15 protein-coding genes and 5 tRNA genes are annotated in these 15,475 nt (G+C 36.7%); 19 read left to right on the top strand and 1 reads right to left on the bottom strand.

Translation table 11 applies throughout. From position 1 onward, the window contains the following. The first annotated feature begins 7 nt into the window (after window positions 1-7). The 12 genes from MOQ65_RS02840 (at window position 8) to MOQ65_RS02785 (ending at window position 6,936) form a co-directional block, all read left to right on the top strand. Window positions 8-1,129, top strand: coding sequence for an LCP family protein (locus MOQ65_RS02840; RefSeq protein WP_119208207.1), 1,122 nt, complete (start codon window positions 8-10; stop codon window positions 1,127-1,129). A 12-nt stretch (window positions 1,130-1,141) separates the two neighbouring features. Beyond that, on the top strand, window positions 1,142-1,504 hold the full coding sequence (rsfS, locus tag MOQ65_RS02835; RefSeq protein ID WP_024066146.1) for a ribosome silencing factor: 363 nt from the start codon (window positions 1,142-1,144) through the stop codon (window positions 1,502-1,504). 1 nt (window position 1,505) lies between these two features. Then, on the top strand, window positions 1,506-2,414 hold the full coding sequence (locus MOQ65_RS02830) for a CvfB family protein (RefSeq protein ID WP_213467788.1): 909 nt from the start codon (window positions 1,506-1,508) through the stop codon (window positions 2,412-2,414). 5 nt (window positions 2,415-2,419) lie between these two features. Further along, on the top strand, window positions 2,420-3,760 hold the full coding sequence (trkA, locus tag MOQ65_RS02825; RefSeq protein WP_060924664.1) for a Trk system potassium transporter TrkA: 1,341 nt from the start codon (window positions 2,420-2,422) through the stop codon (window positions 3,758-3,760). Window positions 3,761-3,772: 12 nt separating this feature from the next. Beyond that, on the top strand, window positions 3,773-5,260 hold the full coding sequence (locus tag MOQ65_RS02820) for a TrkH family potassium uptake protein (protein ID WP_156719762.1): 1,488 nt from the start codon (window positions 3,773-3,775) through the stop codon (window positions 5,258-5,260). Between the two features lie 13 nt (window positions 5,261-5,273). Beyond that, complete coding sequence (locus tag MOQ65_RS02815) at window positions 5,274-5,870, top strand: MBL fold metallo-hydrolase (protein WP_257846570.1); 597 nt, start codon at window positions 5,274-5,276, stop codon at window positions 5,868-5,870. A 50-nt stretch (window positions 5,871-5,920) separates the two neighbouring features. Then, window positions 5,921-5,996: transfer RNA gene (locus MOQ65_RS02810), tRNA-Asp, on the top strand. Window positions 5,997-6,001: 5 nt separating this feature from the next. After that, window positions 6,002-6,077, top strand: a tRNA-Phe gene (locus MOQ65_RS02805). Window positions 6,078-6,084: 7 nt separating this feature from the next. After that, a tRNA-Gly gene (locus MOQ65_RS02800) sits at window positions 6,085-6,159 on the top strand. A gap of 9 nt (window positions 6,160-6,168) precedes the next feature. Then, window positions 6,169-6,243, top strand: a tRNA-Cys gene (locus MOQ65_RS02795). Between the two features lie 14 nt (window positions 6,244-6,257). After that, window positions 6,258-6,346, top strand: a tRNA-Leu gene (locus MOQ65_RS02790). A gap of 134 nt (window positions 6,347-6,480) precedes the next feature. Further along, on the top strand, window positions 6,481-6,936 hold the full coding sequence (locus MOQ65_RS02785) for a 2-thiouracil desulfurase family protein (RefSeq protein ID WP_295233527.1): 456 nt from the start codon (window positions 6,481-6,483) through the stop codon (window positions 6,934-6,936). A 109-nt stretch (window positions 6,937-7,045) separates the two neighbouring features. Here the strand turns inward: MOQ65_RS02785 and MOQ65_RS02780 are convergent, their stop codons facing one another. Continuing rightward, window positions 7,046-8,878 carry a phosphoethanolamine transferase gene (locus MOQ65_RS02780; RefSeq protein WP_119208200.1) on the bottom strand — a complete coding sequence of 611 codons (1,833 nt, stop codon included), beginning with the start codon at window positions 8,876-8,878 and terminating at the stop codon, window positions 7,046-7,048. A gap of 166 nt (window positions 8,879-9,044) precedes the next feature. Here MOQ65_RS02780 and MOQ65_RS02775 point away from each other — a divergent pair, with 166 nt between their 5' ends. The 7 genes from MOQ65_RS02775 to MOQ65_RS02745 are packed head-to-tail and all read left to right on the top strand — an operon-like array spanning window position 9,045 to window position 15,460. Continuing rightward, on the top strand, window positions 9,045-9,770 hold the full coding sequence (locus MOQ65_RS02775; protein WP_257846568.1) for a segregation and condensation protein A: 726 nt from the start codon (window positions 9,045-9,047) through the stop codon (window positions 9,768-9,770). 12 nt (window positions 9,771-9,782) lie between these two features. Beyond that, entirely contained in the window at window positions 9,783-10,292 is a 510-nt protein-coding gene (gene scpB / locus MOQ65_RS02770; RefSeq protein WP_257846567.1) for an SMC-Scp complex subunit ScpB, read from the top strand. Between the two features lies 1 nt (window position 10,293). Then, window positions 10,294-11,022 carry a pseudouridine synthase gene (locus tag MOQ65_RS02765; RefSeq protein ID WP_257846566.1) on the top strand — a complete coding sequence of 243 codons (729 nt, stop codon included), beginning with the start codon at window positions 10,294-10,296 and terminating at the stop codon, window positions 11,020-11,022. Further along, on the top strand, window positions 11,019-12,266 hold the full coding sequence (locus tag MOQ65_RS02760; RefSeq protein ID WP_257846565.1) for a BaiN/RdsA family NAD(P)/FAD-dependent oxidoreductase: 1,248 nt from the start codon (window positions 11,019-11,021) through the stop codon (window positions 12,264-12,266). The genes MOQ65_RS02765 and MOQ65_RS02760 overlap by 4 nt, the downstream gene beginning before the upstream one ends. 8 nt (window positions 12,267-12,274) lie before the next feature. Next, window positions 12,275-12,949 (top strand): (d)CMP kinase, encoded by a 675-nt coding sequence (gene cmk / locus MOQ65_RS02755; RefSeq protein WP_257846564.1) that lies wholly within the window; start codon window positions 12,275-12,277, stop codon window positions 12,947-12,949. A 1-nt stretch (window position 12,950) separates the two neighbouring features. Further along, complete coding sequence (locus tag MOQ65_RS02750; RefSeq protein WP_257846563.1) at window positions 12,951-13,571, top strand: lysophospholipid acyltransferase family protein; 621 nt, start codon at window positions 12,951-12,953, stop codon at window positions 13,569-13,571. Then, the gene (locus MOQ65_RS02745) at window positions 13,562-15,460 is read left to right on the top strand and encodes a bifunctional 4-hydroxy-3-methylbut-2-enyl diphosphate reductase/30S ribosomal protein S1 (RefSeq protein WP_105085549.1); all 1,899 of its coding nucleotides are present in this window, start codon (window positions 13,562-13,564) and stop codon (window positions 15,458-15,460) included. Before MOQ65_RS02750 ends, MOQ65_RS02745 begins: the two co-directional genes overlap by 10 nt. The last annotated feature ends 15 nt before the right edge of the window (window positions 15,461-15,475 follow it).

The following is a 15,475-nucleotide window of genomic DNA, read 5'->3' as shown; positions in this document are numbered from 1 at the left end:
TTTATATATGGAAGAACGTGAACGAGCAAGAGCTCGCCGTCGTAGAAGAAGACGTCAACAAAAGTCATCTGTTAAATGGCCTAGATTTATAGTAGCTGTTATTGTAGTACTTGCCCTACTTGGGGGTATAGGCTATGGTTTGTATACTGGGGTATCTTATGTGTATAGAGCTGTTACAGGTACTACTGAGACAACTGATACAGCTGTAGATAATGGAAATAAACAAGATGGTAATACTGTATCTGTAGAACAAAAAGGGTTAGATAAACCATTATACATTCTTGTTGTCGGTACTGATGATAATAATCCTAGTCAAAGTGATAGTCTATTCTTGTTATCCATTAATTTAGATCAAAAAACAATGGATGTTATTGGCATTCCTAGTAATAGTAAAATTGATAATAGAGATCAGACAGATGCAAGTATGCTCAATAGCATCTATGAAAAAGGTGGTATTGATCTAACAAAGGCTGTCATTGAAGATATGTTCCATATTTCTATACCATATTATGTTGTAGTTAATCAAAATGCTTTCAAAAAGACTAACGATGTATTAGGAAATCAACAAATCTATGTAGAACAGACTATGGAACACGTAGATGCAGAGGGAAATAAAGATATTGATTTGCAACGAGGATATCAAACATTAGATAGTGATAAGGCTTTATCCTATTTACGGTATTCTGATCCAAAACACGATACATTTACACGTGTACAACGACAAGAAAGATTTTTGAAACTTTGGGTAGAAGAAGAGCATAATTCGTTCTTCTTAACAAATGCATGGCATATTTGGAGAATTTGGGATCATTATGATAGTAATATTTCTACATTAGATGCCATTAAGCTTGTGTATAATGCTAGCAAAATTAATAAGGAAGAGATTCATTTCTATATTCTTCCTGGTGAAAAAGAGTTAGTTGGCGATATGACATATTGGAAGGTAAATCCAACTGAAGCACAACGATTAGTAGGCATTACGATGGGAAATCTACCAGCCAATGAAATGACACAATTTGTTACAGCTCCAACCAATAGCACAGCTAAGGTTGCACCTGAATCAGAACATAATGGCGGTACTATCACAAAGCCATCAGAACCGGGTGATGAGAGTACTAATAAACGTTAAAAGGGGAATAGTATGAAAAATAAAGAAGAAGTTAAACAAATCGTATTACAATTAGCACAAGCTGCTTTTGATAAAAAAGGCAGAGATATCGAAATTCTCGATTTAGAAGGCGTATCTATGTTAGGGGATTACTTCCTAATTGCTAGTGCAAATAATATTAAGCAGTCTCAGAGTATTGCTGATGAAATGGAAGATAAAGCTGCAGAATTGGGCATGACAGTAAATCATAGAGAAGGTTATCGCGAAGGTGAATGGATTTTACTTGATTTTGGCGATATTATTTGTCATGTCTTTGGTGGTGATGAGTTGCGAGAATTCTACGGTTTAGAAGAATTATGGAATGATGCAGTTCGAGTTCCATTTGAAGGAGTATAGTATGGCTACAGAATTGTTGGAAAATACAATTGCCACATTAAAAGTATTGCGTACTAGTGATCAAGGGGCTTTTCTAGATGGTCAAACTGGCAATACAAATGATGATATTTTGCTCCATAAGGATCAACAAACATCTCCTGTTGCCATTGGTGATGAAGTAGAGGTATTTTTATATCGCGATCCAAAGGGTCGTTTGACTGCTTCTATGCGTTTACCAGCGATGAAGGTAGGGCAAATTGGGTATGTTGAGGTAATCAATACTACAAACTTTGGCTGTTTCGTAGAGGTTGGTACTGAGCGTGGTATCTTCATGCCTCACGCAGAAATGCGTGGTCGTCCTCAAGTGGGCGAAAAAGTTTGGGTTCGTCTCTATACAGATAAATCTGGTCGTTTTGCGGTATCTATGGATGTTGATGACGAAATGCGTCGCGCATCTAAGGCTGCTACAGATGCTAAAGTAGGACAACTTGTTAAAGGCGCTATCTACAACTTGACTAGTGATGGGGCATTCTTCATCACTCCTGAACGATGGATTGCTTTTTTACATCGTTCTGAGATGACTAGAAAATTAAATGTAGGAGAAATGGTTGAAGGTCGTGTTACCTTTAAACGTGAAGATGGGCGTGTCAATGTATCGATGCGTCCCACTAAGGAAAAGGCACTCATTTCTGATGGAGACATTATAATGGAGTACCTTCTTAATCGTGGAGGCAAGATGCCATATAGCGATGAGTCTTCTGCGATGTTGATTAAAGATAAATTTAATATCAGTAAAGCTGCCTTTAAGCGTGCTTTAGGGCATTTGATGAAAGAGAAAAAAATTGTTCAAGATAATGGTTGGACATTGTTAACTGAAACAGGACGTCAATGGACACCTCCTGTTGGTAATGAATCACAAGAAGAGGAATAAAGGCGATGAAAATTGTCATTGTAGGTGCTGGTAAGGTTGGCTATTCCTTGGCACAACGCTTGATACAAGATAATCATGATGTATATGTAATTGATCGTTCTCCAGAACGTATACAAAATCTTGAAAATACACTAGATGTTAGCCTTGTTCAAGGAAATGGCAGTGATATACAATTGCTCAACGAAATCGGTATGGATGATGTAGGAATGTTTATTGCTGTTACCGATTCTGATGAAGTAAATATGTTATCTTGTTCTGTAGCTAAAATTACAGGTGTTCCTACAACGATTGCTCGTGTGCGAGATAATACCGTAGCAGAACATATGGATGATGAGATGCGTGCTAAATTAGGGGTCGATTTATTTATCAATCCTGAAATGGTTACGGCTCAAGAGCTTTTACAAATTCTAGAGACTCCATCAGCTATTGATGTAGAAGATTTTGGCCAAGGTACTGTACGCCTTATGGAATTTAAGATTACAGATGATATTCCATTAATAGGTCAACCTTTAAAAGAAATTAAATTCCCTGAAGGTGTTTTACTAGTAGGGGTTTTACGTTATGGTGAAATGATTATTCCCCATGGTGAAAGTATTCTACAAGTTGATGACAGTGTATTCTTCTTAGGCTTAAAAGAGTCTGTTGAAGAAGTGGAAAATCTTTGGTTCCATAATCACACTACATTTTATAAACGGGCTGTTATCATTGGGGCTGGTCTATTAGGTAGAAATCTAACAGTTCTTTTAGAACAAGCTGGATTCTCTGTTAAGGTCATTGAAAAAGATTTTAACCGCTGTGAAAAACTTGCTAATCTTGTGGATAAGTCCATGGTTATCAATGGAGATGCTACAGACTTTGACCTTTTAGAAGCAGAAGAAATTGCAGATAGTGATGTTATAATTGCTGTTACAGATGATGATAAGCTCAACTTGCTCGTTGCTCTTGTAGGCAAGCATATGGGCATACCAAAGACAGTTGTGCGCGTAGGTCGACCTGAATACATTATGCTTATGGAACAAGTGGGGATTGATGTCGTATTCTCGCCACGTTTATTTACAGCGAGTCAAATTTTACGTTTCGTGCGTAGTGGAGAAGGTGTTTTATCTATTTCGACCTTTGAAGGTGGAAAAGCGGAATCTATAGAGGTTGCCATTACAAGTGAATCACCTGTGGCTGGTAAACAATTAAAGGACATCCGTTTACCAGGGAAGGCGTTAGTTGGTGTAATTTTACGTGGTGATGAAGCTATCGTACCACGTGGTAATACTGAAATCTTAGATGGAGATCACATTGTTCTATTTGCGTTACCTGAATCTGTAAGTAAATTACTTAAATATCTTACTTAGTATGGAGGGACTATGCGCATTCAAATTGTCATGTCCTTAGTGGGGCGATTATTATATATCTTTGGGATTTTTACATTAATTCCTTTTATATATGGTATTGTATTTGAAACTGCATATTGGTCGTTTTTGGTTACTACTGGTATTTCATTTGGCTTAGGTGGACTTTTATCCTATTATGGTCATGAAACTCAAAGCTTTAGTCTTCGTGATGGGTTTTTAGTTGTATCAGCTACATGGATATTAACTATTATCTTAGGTTCCTTACCATTTATTCTCAGTGGTATATTAACTAATGTATTTGATGCTCTATTTGAAGCTACATCAGGGATTACAGCAACTGGTGCTACAATTATTAATAGCGTAGATGATTTACCTAAGACATATGTTTTATGGCGTGGACTAATGCACTGGATTGGTGGGATGGGGATTATTGTCCTTATCTTATCGTTCTTAAAGAACTTAGGTGCAGATGCAGCTCATATGTTTAATGCAGAAGCATCGGTACCAAAACCTGGTGTTGTTATGCCCCGTATTCAATCAATGGCCTCTAAACTTTGGCGTTTATATGTTGCTTTTACCGCCATTTGTTTCGTTATGCTATGGGCTGGTGGTATAGAGCCTTTTGATGCATTAAATTATGCATTTTCCATTATTGCTACAGGTGGTTTTGCACCTACATCTGCAGGTACATTTATTTATGAACAAAGCAACTATATCTGTTTTGTATTTATATTTTTCATGATACTTGCTGGTGGTAATTTTGCAGTATATTATAATGCACTGCAAAGAGGCATTCGTGTTTTGATTGATGATTTTGAAACACGTATGTATTGGCTAGTTATTTTTATTGGAATTGCTATAATATCAATTTCGATGGCAGTACAATCAAATATTAATGATCCAATTCAAATCTTTAGAGATGTTTCCTTTAATTATGTATCGATTCAAACTGGTAGTGGATTTGCTGTAAGCGATTATGATTTATGGCCAGCCGCGGCACAGATGATGTTATTTATTTCATCATTTTTTGGTGGTTGTAGTGGTTCTACAACAGGGGGCGTAAAAATTATTCGCCTCATTATTCTAATTAAGAGCAGCATTATTTATTTAAGAAAATCAATTCATCCTGAGATGGTACAAGTCGTGCGCATTAATGGTAAACCGATGCCTACTAAATGGATACAGATGGCACAGCAATTTTTATTTTTATATTTAATGATTTACGTTATATCTGTTTTCCTTATGACTTGTTCTGGAATGTCTACTTATGATGCGATGCAAATTATAACAGCTTTTCTTAGTAATGTAGGCATTGGATTTGGTGGTTTTGGGCCTACAGATGCCTTTGGTAGTATGTCTGATGGTGCTAAATGCGTAGCAATGGCAGACATGTTATTAGGTCGTTTGGAATTATTTACAATTCTTGTTATGCTTCATCCTCAATTCTGGGAAGGGTATTTTATAAAAAAACAATCTACTAAACGGTATCGTATCCTATAGGAGGGCGAATAATATGAATATTATAAAACGCCCTCTAGGGCTTTATAAAGCAAATTGTTATGTATTAATTAAAGATGGAAAATCTCTTATTATTGATCCCGGGTTTCATAGTAAGCATATAATTGAAATGGTAGGAGATTCTGAGCCTATAGCAGTATTATTAACACATGGTCATTGTGATCATGTATCGGCTCTTGATGAGGTTTGTGAGTATTATAATATTCCTGCTTATTTACATCCTTTGGATCAAGAGTTATTACAACTAATCCGACGTAGACCTAGTGTATATAAAAAGAAGATGTACACGAATTGTAAAGATTTAGTGGCCGGTAAATTAGAAGTAGGGCCTTTTAAAATAATGGTACATCATACACCAGGTCATAGTGCTGGCTCAGTTTGTTTGGAGATTGGTGGACATCTATTTTCTGGAGACACTTTATTCAAACAAAATGTAGGAAATACCGACAACTATAAGAGTAATCCCCATGATTTAATCATTAGTTTGAAGCATATATTAACGTTGTCAAAGGATTTAATTGTCGAACCAGGACATAAAGAATCTACAACATTAAAAGATGAAGAAGAATTCATCAAAAATATTGTAGGATAGTGTTGACAAAAGTCCTGATAACCGATATACTAAGCAAGTACTTTGGATACGGCCCCGTGGTGTAGCGGTTAACATGTCGCCCTGTCACGGCGAAGATCGTCAGTTCAAATCTGATCGGGGTCGCCATTCATGCCTCGGTAGCTCAGTTGGTAGAGCAACGGACTGAAAATCCGTGTGTCGACAGTTCGATTCTGTCCTGAGGCACCATGTACATGCGGGAATAGCTCAGCGGTAGAGCACCGCCTTGCCAAGGCGGGGGTCGCGAGTTCGAATCTCGTTTCCCGCTCCAATTTTATATGGCGGCATAGCCAAGCGGTAAGGCAGAGGTCTGCAAAACCTTTATTCCCCAGTTCGATTCTGGGTGCCGCCTCCACAATCGTTACCCATGCCGGGGTGGCGGAACAGGCAGACGCAACGGACTTAAAATCCGTCGGTTGGAAACAACCGTACCGGTTCGATTCCGGTCCTCGGCACCAATTAAGACTAACTTCGGTTAGTCTTTTTTCTTATGTAAATCTAGATTTTAAATGTGTATAATTTAAAAATATGAGAGTGCGTTTGTTATTAGAATGGCATATTTCAAATACGATTATCTATGTTTAATAAAGTTATGAATAATAAAGCAAAATTATTAATTAGTGAATGTCTATGTGGCGTATCCTGTCGTTATGATGGAAAAGATAATCTTATAGAACAGTTACCACTGTTAAAGGATACTTTTGATCTGGTATCCGTATGTCCAGAAGTATTAGGTGGTCTTACCATACCTCGAGACCCTGCGGAACGACAAGGTAAACGTGTATGTACGGCTAATGGAACTGATGTAACCACAGAATTTTATAAAGGGGCTCAAATTGCATTGCATATAGCAATGCAACAGGGATGTAAGCAGGCTCTAATGAAAGCAAAAAGTCCTAGTTGCGGTTATAAGCGTATTTATGATGGTACCTTTAGTAAAACCCTGCGAGAGGGGCACGGATGTACTGTAGAGGCCTTATTAATGAATAATATAGAGGTTTATACGGAAGAAGATATTGACCTATTAATGGAACAAAAAAAGAGATGAGTTTTTAACTCATCTCTTTTTTTCGTGTTAGTGAAACCTAAACTACATTAAACCTAAACTACATTATACTAACATAATAAAATTTTTATATTACTAGAAATGTTAAAGTTTATTTTCCTGCGTTTACAGGATCATTAGTTAATGGTTGTTCCCCTAGTAAGGTAGTTAGGTTGTGTAAATTGAATCGATACTTACCATTACTAAAGTCTCTTGTTACATCATACCGTTGATTAGGTGCGTGCATAAGACCAATCAATGTGTCATATAGCAAATCATTTGTAAAGTATTGATGTTCGTGTTTAGAAAGTTCTTCTGCTGTTTGAGGATACTCAGCACGATATTGAGGTGATAAATATATCCAGAATGGAATATGAGTCATAACAAAGTCAAATGTATCTGGATTATGAGATTTATCCAGGCTTTCACCATGGTCAGAGAAATACACCATGGCTTGCAAGTTTAATTTTTCCTTACCATAAGTATAAATCTGTTGTAATAACCAGTCTGTATATAATTGGCTATTAGCATATGCTTCTTGGCCATCTGGATATGGACCTTGTTTCCATTTACTAAATTCATGTGGATAACGGTCATTGTAGTAAATATGACTACCCATGATATGAATGACGATGAAGTTATTTTTACTTGGATCAACAGACTGTAATAATGGTAAGAGTGATTCATCATAGCGATCAGAGAAAGCATAGGATTCATGTGACCATTTAGTGGTATCTGCTGTTTTAGCCATTAATGAAATAGCTGTATCATATTCGCCAAATACACCTTGGTTACTAAACCAAGAAGTAGTATATCCTGCTTTTTTAGCAACATCTAAAATATTTGCAGAATCAAGGAACGGTTTATCATCATATTGATTACGTTCAGATAGAGCACGTTCGAGGGTAGGTACTGTTTGTACATACGATGAATATGCGTTATCAAAGAAGACAAAATCTTTATTATCTGCACGCATAGTACCTTGCCATGGCGTATCATCATAAGGGAAGTTTGGATTATATACCTTCATATAATCACGAGAACTAGATTCACCGATGACTAATATGATAGTCCCTGGTGTTTTATTAGCAGAGGTTTCCTTTGTATCCAAATTGAAGGAATCGAATACTAAATGATGGTTATCATTATATTGTTGCATTTGTTTTACATAGTCGCCAGCTGCAATCCAGTTTGCTACAATACATGTTTTCGGGAATAAGAAGAATGGTACGTATACTAAGAATGCTACTATGGATACAATGAGCAATGTGGAGCGCATTGGTCGTGTAGTATTTAAGTTTACTACCGCTTTCATTCCTAGATTAGACCAATAGAGCAGATAGGTCCATATTACAAGGCCAATACCAACAGCGATAAGACCAGGAATACCAGCAGCATTTTTTAAGAAACCAAATGCTTCTTCAGGATTTGTCATGTATACTGCTAGTAAACTAGCTGGCGTTAAACAATGCCATGTAGTTAGATAGTATCCTATTTGTAAGAATGGGATAAGGCTCAATATCATGGTAATAATTGCCATGATTAATGATGTAGTTTTATGGAGACGATTCGTTTGGTTCAGTAAAAATTGAATCCCCGATAAACCCATAAAGATTAATAAGCCAAATAAAAAATCATTAGCAAATTCATAAAAATATAAAGGTTTTACATAGGACCAGTGGAACAGAAGTGGGAATGTAAGGGCCCAAAGAATACCGACTAAGCCATATCCCAAAAATGGTCTATGAAAAACGGTACATCCCATAAAATATTGAAATAAAAAAGTACCTACAATTGTTGGTACTGCTAAAATCGTTATATCTTCAACATCTAGACCTAGTGTAATAGGTTCATAGATGAAAAATAGAGCTATATATAAAGCAATACCAATGATACCAAAGCGAAAGATGGGGTTTCTCCCAATTTGCTTTAAACTAGATGACATAATAAATCCCCTCTTGAAGGAATACACAATAATTTATTTCTATAATATATAATAATTACTATAATAAAGATAGCAGATGACTGTAAAAAAAACAATTATTTGAAAGTACTACTATAAATGCTTTATAATTATATAGTTAAAGTATATTTTCTAAGGATTGGGGTTTATGGGAGATTATAATTACAAGTTGGATGTTTTTGAAGGTCCTTTGGACTTGCTTTTGCATCTTATTGAAAAACATAAAATAGAAATCACCGATATTCCTATCGTTGAAATTACGAGTCAATACTTGGAATATTTAGATAATTGGAATCACTTTGATATTCATTATAGTAGTGAGTTTCTTGTAATGGCTTCTACTTTGTTACAGATTAAATCGCGTATGCTATTACCTAAAGCTGAACCTGAGCCAGAGGATGCTGAAGATCCACGTGATGAATTGGTAGCTAAATTAGTAGAGTTTAAAAAAATCAAAGATTTTACAGCTATACTGATGGAACGTACGGCTGTATCCGCCAATATATTTAGTAGACCTGAAGAAACAAGCGTACTTGGGTTAGATAATGTATATAATTTAGAACTTTCCCGATTATATGAGATTTTTTATCAGACCATAAAACGCGCTAAGGAATTACCTGAAGAGGAGCCTATTCGCGAGGTCAAGGTTGAAAAAGATAGTTATAGTCTAGAGGATATGATTTTGTCTTTATCTAGTCGAGTACGACGTGGTGAAAGTTTATATTTTAGGGAATTATTAATAGCAATTGAAACAAAAAGTGGTATGGTAACAATCTTTATGGCTGTTTTAGAATTGTTGAAGCAACAAGTTATGGAAATGCGCTATGAAGAGAATGATATTATATTCACTGCAGCCTTAGAAGGTACCGTATAGAAAGGGGGCTATATGAGCTTACCAACAATGCATTTAGAGGCCGTGTTGTTCTCAGCGGCAAAACCTATATCAATAGAAATGCTTGAAGAAGTATTTGAACTTTCAAAAGAAGAAGTACAAGATTATATAGATACATTACAACGGGAACTAGATGAGCAAAATCGCGGCATCCGTTTGAGAGTATCTGGAGCAGGTATTGAGTTAGTTAGTGCCATGGAAAGTGCTGACTATGTAGGTCATATCCGTAAGAGAGAAGATAAATTATCTAATGCAGCGATGGAAACATTAGCTGTCATAGCCTATAAACAACCTATAACTAAAGCTGAAATTGAAGAAATCCGCGGTGTAAATAGTGATAAGATTATTAAACAATTACTCACTCGATCTCTTATTGCGGAACTAGGTCATAAAGATACTGTAGGAAGACCTATTCTTTACGGAACAACTGACGAGTTTTTAAGGAGTGCTGGCGTAGAATCTATTGAAGCTTTACATCAAGAAGTTTCAGAAACAGAAGGATAATATGGAACGATTACAAAAATTTATTGCTAGTTGTGGTGTAGCATCACGACGCAAGGCAGAAGAATTGATTACAGAAGGAAAAGTTCAGGTTAATGGTCGTAGAATCACTGAATTAGGTGTGAAAATTGATCCTCAAAAGGATAAAGTTAAGGTTAATGGTCAATTATTAGCTCAAGAGAAACCAGTTTATTACTTGTTAAATAAACCAAAAGGGGTTATTACATCTGTGTCTGATCCTCAAGGCCGTGAAACTGTTTTAGATTATATTAATAATGAATCAAAACGAATCTATCCAATAGGTCGCCTTGACTTATATACAGAAGGCTTATTGTTGTTGACCAATGATGGTGAGTTGGCGCAAAACTTAACTCATCCGTCTAAGGGCGTAGAAAAAACATATGAAGTGCGTATTAAGGGCCGTGTTCGTGATGAAGATTTACAGGTTATTGCCAATGGTGTTGAACTGGAAGATGGTATAACAGCTCCTGCAACAATTGTAGATCTCGGTTTTGATGATCATAATGGTGTTCATGAAGTAGAAATTACAATCCATGAGGGTCGTAATCGACAAGTTCGTCGTATGTTTGAACACTTTGGGTACCGTATTCATAACTTAAAACGAATTGCCTATGCTGGGCTTACCTTAGGTGGTGTTAAACGTGGTGGTTCTCGTCAGCTTACAATTCGTGAAGTAAAAGCCCTAAAAGCGTTAGGAGCAGGTAAGGAATGAAACAAATTGTAGTCATAGGCGGTGGTGCAGCAGGTCTTATGTCAGCTGTTATAGCTGGTCGTGAAGGGGCACGTGTCATCTTACTAGAAAAAATGAATATGGTTGGTAAGAAGATGGGCATTACAGGTAAAGGTCGCTGTAATATTACAAATAGTGCAGATATGACCGAGTTCATTAAAAATACGCCTGGTAATGGTAAGTTCCTATATGGCGCTTATGAACGCTTTAGTAATGAAGACTTGCTTGAATTATTACATAGTTGGGGCTTAAAAACTAAGGTTGAACGAGGGGGACGTGTATTCCCAGAATCTGATTCTGCTTTAGAAGTACGCAATATATTCATGAAAATCCTTAAAAAGTATAAAGTACAAGTTCATTTAAATGAACCTGTTACATCTATTACTGTTGAGGATGGTCGTGTTGTAGGAGTTACAACAGATAAGGAACAATATGCTTGTGATGCCGCTATCATCTGTACAGGTGGTGCCTCTTATCCGTTAACTGGTTCTACTGGTGATGGATATGCTTTAGCTAAAAAAGTTGGTCATACCATTACAGATATAAGACCATCATTGGTACCAATTGTAACAGGGGATTCTTGGGTAAAAGATATTATGGGGCTTAGTCTTCGTAATGTTGAGGTATCCGTTATTTCTAAAAATAAGGTACAAGCGAAACAATTTGGGGAAATGATGTTCACTCATTTCGGTCTTACGGGTCCTACAATCTTGTCTTTAAGTCATACAGTAGGCAAATTGTTGCGTAAGAAAAATCCACAAATCACTATTGAAATAAATCTGAAGCCTGCATTAACTGCAGAAGTTTTAGACAAACGCTTACAGAAGGATTTTGATTTATATTCAAAAAAACAATTAGCTAATGGGATGAAAGATTTGTTACCTGTCAATCTGATTCCCATTGTGATAAACCTTGCTGAATTAGATCCAAGCAAACCAATTAATCAAATTACAAAAGAAGAACGTATGCGTTTATGTCATGTATTACAACATATGACATTAACTGTAAAGGAGTTACGCCCTGTGGCAGAAGCAATTGTTACAGCCGGTGGTATTTCGTTAAAAGAGTTTAGTCCTAAAACTATGGAGTCTAAATTGGTAAAAGGCTTATATGGTGCTGGTGAGGTTCTGGATATTGATGCCTTTACGGGCGGCTATAATTTACAAGCTGCGTTTTCTACTGGTTATGTGGCGGCCATGCATGCTGTACATGGTGACGAAGAATAGAGGTTATTATGAATACAAAAAAAATTGCCATTGCTATTGATGGTCCTGCAGGGGCTGGTAAAAGTAGTATTTCAAAAGTAGTGGCCAATGAATTGGGTTATTTATATATCGATACAGGCGCTATGTATCGAGGTGTAACATGGGCGGTTCTTGATAGCCATGTAGATGTTAAGAATCAAAATGATGTAGAGGCTTTACTTCCTACATTAGATTTAACACTAGAGCCTACTGCAAATGCTTGTAAAGTATTTGTAAAAGGTCAAGACGTGACAGATCTAATTCGACAACAACAAATCAATGAGAATGTATCGACTATTGCCTCTTATAAAGGTGTTCGTGAATACTTAGTTGAACGCCAACAAGCTATGGCTGCTGTTGGTGGTGTTATTTTAGATGGTCGCGATATAGGTTCTGTTGTACTACCAAAGGCTGAGTTGAAGATATATTTAACAGCATCAGTAGATGCACGAGCAAAACGTAGATGGCTTGAAGTTCAGGGTACTTCTAATGAACAATCATTAGAAGATATCAAAAATAATGTTGAAAGTCGCGATGCAATGGATAAAAATCGCGATGAATCTCCACTGGTGTGCGTTGAGGATGCTATTGTTGTGGATTCTAGTAACATGACGTTTGATGAAACAGTGGAACATATATTACATCTAGTACAGGAGCGAATCTAAGATGAATAAATTTTCTACATGGCTTTGGCGTACTGCCTTTTGGTTGCGCTATAAAGTCGGCTATGGACTAAAGGTATATGGGCGTGATAATTTTCCTATGGAAGGTCCCGTTATTGTTGTACCAAATCATTTGAGTAACAATGATCCGCCTATCTGTGGCTATGCATTACCTAGACATGTACATTTCATGGCGAAACAGGAATTATTTTTGAATCCCATTTCTCGATTTTTCTGTACATGGCTTGGTGCATTTCCACTAAATCGCGGTGCTATCGACAAGGTAGCTATACGTCATGCCTTAGGATTATTGAAAGACAATAAGGTACTGGGGATATTTGCTGAAGGAAATCGTCAAAAGAGCGGTAAGCTTGGAAGATTTCATGATGGCGCAGCATCAATTGCATTGCGTACAGGCATTGGTATAACACCAGTTGCTATTATTGGATCTCATAATATGAAGAAAAATCAAGTAGCTTGTATTATTGGTAAACAAGTTCCTGTAAATAAAGCTAAACCAACACCTGAAGCAATCAAAGAGGTTAATGACCGCGTTAAAGGTGAAATTCAACGCATGATAGATTCGTATCATGAAAATCGTATAGAGGAGACTTTATGGAAATAATTTTGGCTGAAAATCATGGCTTTTGTTATGGTGTTAAGCGAGCCGTTGAAATGGCTAATGAAGCTGCAGATGGTAAGGGTAAAAGTTATACATTAGGTCCTATCATTCATAATCCTCAAGTTGTAGGTCGCCTTGAAAGTAAAGGTGTAAGTCCTATTCAAGAGGTAGCAGATATTGACGAAGGGACAATGATTATTCGATCTCATGGTGTAGGCCCTGCTATTTATGCAGAAGCTGAAGAAAAGGGATTACATATTTTAGATGCTACATGTCCTCATGTAAAAAAAGCGCAACAAGATGCTAAGTCTGTCATAGAAGATGGAATGACTTTGGTGATTTTGGGCGAAAAAAACCATCCTGAGGTAAAAAGTATCAATTTATGGGCAAATAACAAAGGAATAATCATCGAAGATGAAGAATCCGCCCAAAAACTACAAATTGTGGAAAAAATGGGTGTTGTTGTACAAACAACCTTTTCACAATTCAAATTTAACAGTATAATAGAGATATTAGAGAAAAAATCTAAGAATCTTAAGGTTTTCAAAACGATATGCAATGCAACGCAAGAACGACAGAACTCTGCCGTTGACTTAGCACGTAATGTAGATCTTATGATAGTGATAGGCGGTAAGAATAGCGGCAACACAAACCGATTGGCAGAGGTTTGTCGTGACGTTGGATGTACAACTTATCACATTGAAACTTCTACTGAATTACAACTGGAATGGTTTAACCGAGTACAGACGGTAGGAGTTACAGCAGGAGCATCGACTCCCGACTGGATTATTAAGGAGGTCATTGAGACAATGAAAGATTTTGCAGAATTATTAGCAGCAGAAGGTCAAGAAGAATTTAAGAAAGGGAACGTTGTAGAAGGTACAGTAGTTCAAGTTGAAGATGAACGCGCTTATGTATCTTTTGGCTATAAAACTGAAGCCATTTTGAACAGAACTGAAATTTCTTATCCAGCACCAGAATCTGCCAAAGATGTGTTGAAAAATGGTGATGAAATTAAAGCAGTTATCATGAACCACATCAAAGAAGATAATCCTATTTATCTTTCCATGACTCGCTTGGCTAAAGATGAAGATTGGCAATATGTTATCGAAGCACAAGAAAAAGATGAAGCTATCGTATGTAAAGGTATTGATGCTATCCCAGCAGGTTTGGTAGTAACAGTTAAATCCCTTCGTGGTTTCATTCCATTGTCCCAAGGTGATGTTCATTTCGTAAAATCCTTGGACAACTTGGTTGGTACAGAATTCGAAGCTAAAGTACTTGAAATCGACGAAAAGAAAAACCGTTTGGTTCTTTCCCGTCGTGCAGTATTGGAAGTAGAACGTCAAGCTAAATTAGCTGAAGCATTGAAAAACATCAACGTTGGCGACAACTATAAAGGTATTGTTCGTAAAATCATGCCTTATGGTGCTTTCGTAGATATCGGTGGTATTGAAGGTTTACTTCACATTTCCGACATTTCTTGGCAAAAAATCAAAAAAGTGGAAGATGTTCTTTCCGTTGGTCAAGAAATCGAAGTTAAATTACAATCCTTCGACGCTGAAAGCAACAAATTATCCTTGTCCTTAAAAGCTTTGACTAAGAGCCCATGGGACGTAGCTGAAGAAACATTGCATGTTGGCGATGTTATTAACGGCAAAGTTGTTCGTTTAGTAGCTTACGGTGCATTCGTAGCTGTTAACGACGACATTCAAGGTTTACTTCACATTTCTCAAATTACAAAACAACGTAATGCGAAAGTTGAAGACTACTTAAACCGCGGTCAAGAAGTAGAAGTTAAAATCATTTCTCTTAACAAAGACGAAAAGAAATTGGGTTTGGCTTTAACTGAATTGATGGAAGCAAAAGAAACTGCAGAAGACGCTGAATAATTCATTGTCTAATAT

The sequence above is a fragment of the Veillonella faecalis genome (assembly GCF_024677885.1).
Taxonomy (GTDB): domain Bacteria; phylum Bacillota; class Negativicutes; order Veillonellales; family Veillonellaceae; genus Veillonella; species Veillonella nakazawae.
This window is presented reverse-complemented; position numbering and strand designations above follow the sequence as displayed.

Coding starts and splice junctions, on each gene's coding strand:
- scpB (WP_257846567.1), top strand. CDS start 9,783: ATGAGCTTACCAACAATGCATTTAGAGGCCGTGTTGTTCTCAGCGGCA.
- MOQ65_RS02830 (WP_213467788.1), top strand. CDS start 1,506: ATGGCTACAGAATTGTTGGAAAATACAATTGCCACATTAAAAGTATTG.
- cmk (WP_257846564.1), top strand. CDS start 12,275: ATGAATACAAAAAAAATTGCCATTGCTATTGATGGTCCTGCAGGGGCT.
- MOQ65_RS02840 (WP_119208207.1), top strand. CDS start 8: ATGGAAGAACGTGAACGAGCAAGAGCTCGCCGTCGTAGAAGAAGACGT.
- MOQ65_RS02765 (WP_257846566.1), top strand. CDS start 10,294: ATGGAACGATTACAAAAATTTATTGCTAGTTGTGGTGTAGCATCACGA.
- MOQ65_RS02820 (WP_156719762.1), top strand. CDS start 3,773: ATGCGCATTCAAATTGTCATGTCCTTAGTGGGGCGATTATTATATATC.
- MOQ65_RS02760 (WP_257846565.1), top strand. CDS start 11,019: ATGAAACAAATTGTAGTCATAGGCGGTGGTGCAGCAGGTCTTATGTCA.
- MOQ65_RS02750 (WP_257846563.1), top strand. CDS start 12,951: ATGAATAAATTTTCTACATGGCTTTGGCGTACTGCCTTTTGGTTGCGC.
- MOQ65_RS02745 (WP_105085549.1), top strand. CDS start 13,562: ATGGAAATAATTTTGGCTGAAAATCATGGCTTTTGTTATGGTGTTAAG.
- MOQ65_RS02775 (WP_257846568.1), top strand. CDS start 9,045: ATGGGAGATTATAATTACAAGTTGGATGTTTTTGAAGGTCCTTTGGAC.
- MOQ65_RS02815 (WP_257846570.1), top strand. CDS start 5,274: ATGAATATTATAAAACGCCCTCTAGGGCTTTATAAAGCAAATTGTTAT.
- rsfS (WP_024066146.1), top strand. CDS start 1,142: ATGAAAAATAAAGAAGAAGTTAAACAAATCGTATTACAATTAGCACAA.
- MOQ65_RS02780 (WP_119208200.1), bottom strand. CDS start 8,878: ATGTCATCTAGTTTAAAGCAAATTGGGAGAAACCCCATCTTTCGCTTT.
- MOQ65_RS02785 (WP_295233527.1), top strand. CDS start 6,481: ATGAATAATAAAGCAAAATTATTAATTAGTGAATGTCTATGTGGCGTA.
- trkA (WP_060924664.1), top strand. CDS start 2,420: ATGAAAATTGTCATTGTAGGTGCTGGTAAGGTTGGCTATTCCTTGGCA.